This is a genomic window from Caulobacter sp. (assembly GCF_035254145.1).
In the GTDB taxonomy this organism is placed as follows: domain Bacteria; phylum Pseudomonadota; class Alphaproteobacteria; order Caulobacterales; family Caulobacteraceae; genus Caulobacter.
Genome location: NZ_DATFAV010000012.1, coordinates 1 through 4,248, shown reverse-complemented (window position 1 = coordinate 4,248; position 4,248 = coordinate 1). Strand labels below are relative to the sequence as shown.

Annotated in this window: 6 protein-coding genes; 3 read left to right on the top strand and 3 right to left on the bottom strand. The window is 67.3% G+C overall.

The features are described 5' to 3' along the window. Window positions 1–395 (top strand): nicotinate-nucleotide diphosphorylase (locus VJ655_RS00570; protein WP_414646906.1); only part of this gene is annotated, 395 nt, incomplete at its 5' end. 165 nt (window positions 396–560) lie between these two features. On the opposite strand, the gene VJ655_RS00565 is transcribed toward VJ655_RS00570, so the two are convergent. The 3 genes from VJ655_RS00565 to VJ655_RS00555 form a co-directional block, all read right to left on the bottom strand. Beyond that, window positions 561–977: an MAPEG family protein gene (locus tag VJ655_RS00565; RefSeq protein WP_324097442.1), complete on the bottom strand. Its 417-nt coding sequence runs from the start codon at window positions 975–977 to the stop codon at window positions 561–563. 122 nt (window positions 978–1,099) lie between these two features. Next, on the bottom strand, window positions 1,100–1,951 hold the full coding sequence (locus VJ655_RS00560) for a prephenate dehydratase (RefSeq protein WP_324097441.1): 852 nt from the start codon (window positions 1,949–1,951) through the stop codon (window positions 1,100–1,102). Continuing rightward, window positions 1,948–2,685, bottom strand: coding sequence for a 3-deoxy-manno-octulosonate cytidylyltransferase (locus VJ655_RS00555; RefSeq protein ID WP_324097440.1), 738 nt, complete (start codon window positions 2,683–2,685; stop codon window positions 1,948–1,950). The genes VJ655_RS00560 and VJ655_RS00555 overlap by 4 nt, the downstream gene beginning before the upstream one ends. Before the next feature lie 158 nt (window positions 2,686–2,843). Between VJ655_RS00555 and VJ655_RS00550 the strand changes: the two genes are divergently transcribed. Beyond that, a complete protein-coding gene (locus tag VJ655_RS00550) occupies window positions 2,844–3,548 on the top strand; it encodes a cytochrome c family protein (RefSeq protein WP_324097439.1) in 705 nt (234 codons plus the stop codon). Between the two features lie 140 nt (window positions 3,549–3,688). Continuing rightward, window positions 3,689–4,225 (top strand): hypothetical protein, encoded by a 537-nt coding sequence (locus VJ655_RS00545; protein WP_324097438.1) that lies wholly within the window; start codon window positions 3,689–3,691, stop codon window positions 4,223–4,225. Window positions 4,226–4,248: the final 23 nt, after the last annotated feature.

Here is a 4,248-nt window from a genome sequence, read left to right as displayed (position 1 = left end):
GCTGCGGCGGCGGGGTCAACCACCGCTTCGGCCTGGATGACGCCATCCTGATCAAGGACAACCACGTCGCCGCCTGCGGCGGGGTCGGCGAAGCCGTGAGGCGAGCCCGCGCCCACGCAGGCCATCTCGTGAAGGTCGAGGTCGAGGTCGACGGCCTGGACCAGCTGGACGAGGCCCTCAAGCACGGCCCCGACGTGGTGATGCTGGACAACTTCAGCCTCGACGACCTGAAGACCGCCGTCGCCCTGGCCAAGGGCCGCGCGGTGCTGGAGGCCTCGGGCGGGGTGAACCTGCTGACGGTCAAGGCGATCGCCGAGACCGGCGTCGACGTCATCAGCGTCGGCGCCCTGACCCACTCGGCCCCGGTTTTGGACATTGGCCTCGACGCCAACTAGCGGCAAAGCGAGCTCCCTCTCTCTAAGAGAGAGGGTTGGGGTGAGAGGTTACGAGGATCGACGGCGTGCCGGCACTCCGGCTACCGCTGTAACCTCTCACCCTCCCACCGCTTCGCGGCGGGCCCCTCCCTCTCTCAAAGAGAGAGGGATTTGGCGGACGCGCCCCTAGAAAATCCGCATCAACTCGCGCACCACCATCGCCGCCAGCACGCCGGTCGAGACCGCGAACAGCAGGAACCGCACCGGCACCAGGTTGATACTGATCTGCAGCAGGCTGTGCAGCACGCGGACGATCACATAGGCCCAGGCCAGGCGCACGCCCAGCGCGTCGGCGTGGCCGGCGACCTGGATGGCCAGGGCCGCCGCGTAGAAGATCGTCGGCTGCTCCATCAGGTGGTTGTAGTTGTCCGCCGCCTGGCGCGCGGCGTCGGGCAGCGTGTTCAGCGAGCCCGGAAACCGGGCGTCCTGCGGCTTTATTCCCGCCTTCTGCATGGCCGGGATCCGCTGGACGTACATCCAGACCCAGATCACCAGCGACCAGGCCACCAGCGCCATCACCGGCGCGATCATCGAACTCTGCAAGGCTCCCTCCCCAGGGATTGTTGTTTTTGCGACGGGGAGAAGATCAGAGAACGCCGTTATGGGGAATGGTGACGTTCGGGGAAGGGTATTCTAGATGCTCCCCCGCGCTGCGGGGGAGGATTTTACGCCCCCCGGTCCCGGAACGGATCGGCCGGGTACACGCCCAGGATCTCGAACCGCTCCGAGAAGAACTTCAGCTCGTCCAGCGCCAAGGCCAGCGACCGGTCTTCGGGCCGGCCGTCGACCTCGGCGTAGAAGAAGGTGGCCGTGAAGGCGCCGCCCTCCATGTAGCTCTCCAGCTTGGTCATGTTGACGCCGTTGGTCGCGAAGCCGCCCAGCGCCTTGTAGAGCGCGGCGGGCAGGTTGCGGACGCGGAACACGAAGCTGGTCACGCAGCGGTGGGTGAACTCCGGGGCCGGCGGGTTCGCGTCGGCCGTCATCACCAGGAAGCGGGTGGTGTTGTGGCGCTCGTCCTCGATGTCGCGCATCAGGATGTCCAGGCCGTAGATCTCGGCCGCCAGGGCCGGGGCCACGGCCGCGCGATGCGGGTCGGGCTTCAGCGCCAGGTCCTTGGCCGCCCCGGCCGTATCGCCGGCCGCCTCGGTCGTCACGCCCAGCTTCTTGAGGGTGTTGCGGCACTGGCTGAGCGCGATCGGCATCGAGGCCACGGTCTTGATGTCGGCCAGCTTGACGCCCTTGTTGGCCATCAGCTGGAAGCGGATCGGCTTGAAGCGCTCGCCGATGATCTTCAGGCCCGAGGCCGGCAGCAAGTGGTGGACATCGGCCACGCGCCCGGCGATCGAGTTCTCGATCGGGATCATGCCCAGCTGGGCCGCGCCCGACTTGATGGCCTCGAACGCCTCCTCGAAGGTCTTGCAGGGATAGGCCTCGTAGTCCGGGAAATAGGTCCGGCACGCCTCGTGGCTGTTGGCGCCGGGCTCGCCCTGGAAGGCGATCTTCTTGAGGATGCTCATTGGGTTTCCTCGGCCTGTTTGCGGGCCGCTTCGAGATCTGAGGGATTGTCGACGGAGATCGGGGCGGTCTTCGCCACCGCCGCGCGGATGGTCAGGCCCAGCTCCATGGCGCGCAGCTGCTCCAGCTTCTCGCGCTTTTCCAGGGGCGAGGGCGAGGCGGCGTTGAACGCCTCCAGCGCCTCGCGGCGATAGCCGTAGATGCCGATGTGGCGCCAGACCGGGCCCTCGCCATAGAGGGCCGAGCGCGTGAAGTAGAGGGCGCGACCGCTCTGGCCGTCGTCCTCCATGGCCAGCACGGCCTTGACCACGTCGGGATTGGTCCGGTCGGCGGGCGAGGCTTCCGGCGCGACGACCGTCGCGATATCGGCGTCGTCGAATTCCTTAAGTACTCGGGCGCAGTCGGCCAGCACGGCCGGATCGACGAAGGGCATGTCGCCCTGCAGATTGATCACCACGTCGTGCTCGAACCCCGGATCGAGTTGCGCGAGCGCGGCCAGGATCCGGTCCGAGCCCGACGGCAGATCGGGATCGGTCAGAACCGCCATCCCGCCAGCCTTTTGAACCGCCTCGACGATTTCCGGATCGCCCGCGGCCACGGCCACCGGACCGATCGCCGCGGCGCGGGCCTGGTTCAGGACCCGCACGATCATCGGGACGCCGCCGATGTCGGCCAGCGGCTTGCCCGGAAGACGGGTCGCCGCCATCCGCGCGGGGATCAGGACGATGGGGTTCATGACCTCAAATCTTTGCTGCCCGGTTGCGCGAGGGGCGGTAGCGTGTAAGAGACGCGAGCGCAACATGACGCGCGTCGGGGACTCGCTTGCGGCCCCTCTCGCGTCGGGGAATTCGAGCCCGCCATCGGACGGGCTGGCAAGAGGCTGACAAGGCTGAGATGAGCGACCTGACGTTCAACAAGATCGCTGGCGGTGCGCTGGCTACCCTTCTGGTTATTTTCGGCCTGAAGGAAGCCTCCGACATCGTCTTCAAGAAGACCGAAGTCGAGAAGGCCGGCTACGAGATCGCGGTCCAGGAAGAAGGCGCCGGCGGCGCCGCGGCGGCCGAAGACACCCCGCCCGACTGGAACGCCGTCCTGACCCCGGCCAACGTGGCCGCCGGCCAGGCCGTCTCGGCCAAGTGCGCCGCCTGCCACAAGCTGGACGCGTCGAACGCCAACGCCACGGGCCCGGGCCTGTGGGACGTGGTGGGCCGCAAGCCGGCCGCCCACCCGGGCTTCAACTATTCGGGCGCGATGAAGGACTTCTCGGGCAAGACCCCGATGTGGGACTACGACGCCCTCTACACCTTCCTGAAGGCCCCGGGTAAGGACGTGCCCGGCACCAACATGACCTTCGTGGGCCTGAAGAAGCCGGAAGATCGCATCGCGGTCATCGCCTATCTGCACAGCCTGGGCAGCAAATTGCCGGTGCCGCCGCCGCGTCCGGCCGCCGCCGCCGCGGCTCCCGCCGCCGAGGGCGCTCCGGCCGCTGACGCCGCCGCCCCGGGCGCTCCGGGTGGCACGACGGCTCCGGCCGCCGGCGCCGCCACGGCCCCCGCCGCTCCGGCGGCTGGCGGCAATACGGCGCCGCCCAAGGCCTAGGCTCTCCGCTAGTTCGATACGAAGAGGCCGCGCAGCGAAAGCTCCGCGGCCTTTTTTGTTCGCCAGCCTATTTTAACAATTTTAGGTTGCAGGGAAGCTAACCCTATGATGTGCTCCTATCAGTAACGCGGAGTACCTTGATGTTGGTTCCCATCTTCGCAGGCATGGTCCTCGCCGCGTCTAGCCCGTTCAATATAGGCGCCCCTTCATTCCCTTGGGTGGTCATCGAGTATGGCGGCGCTGGCGTAACCCATCAGGTGGTGTTCAGCCGCAACGTCGCCGTCGGCGCAACGGGCATGCCGGTCCCTCAGCCGTCCCCCGCCTGGTTCGTACGCAAGACGCTCGGCGGAGCCCCTTCGCTCGACGGCGCTAAGAACGCCGGAAAGGTTCAGTGGATAGACGGACGCAGTTGCCCGCAACTGACCGCCGTCCTGAGCGAGGTCGAGCACCTGCCGACCTTCAGGCCCTACCCTTTGAGTAAGATCGCCAAGCCTTTTTCGGATCCGCCTCCAACGCATAGCGCCGGCTGGACGCTCAGCCGATGGGGCTCGGCCGCTGGCGCCGAGGTCAGCATGACGCTGTCCGACGCCAGTGGCGAGGTGATCGGCAAATGGTGGATCCGCGCAGATCGAACCTTGAAACCCTGCTGGCGCGACACTCAGCCTACCTATCCATGAGAGGCCGTGGCCGCCCGCTGTCG

Excerpts from the sequence above, each read along its gene's own strand:
- VJ655_RS00560 (WP_324097441.1), bottom strand. The coding sequence starts at position 1,951 with ATGAGCATCCTCAAGAAGATCGCCTTCCAGGGCGAGCCCGGCGCCAAC.
- VJ655_RS00555 (WP_324097440.1), bottom strand. The coding sequence starts at position 2,685 with ATGAACCCCATCGTCCTGATCCCCGCGCGGATGGCGGCGACCCGTCTT.
- VJ655_RS00550 (WP_324097439.1), top strand. The coding sequence starts at position 2,844 with ATGAGCGACCTGACGTTCAACAAGATCGCTGGCGGTGCGCTGGCTACC.
- VJ655_RS00545 (WP_324097438.1), top strand. The coding sequence starts at position 3,689 with ATGTTGGTTCCCATCTTCGCAGGCATGGTCCTCGCCGCGTCTAGCCCG.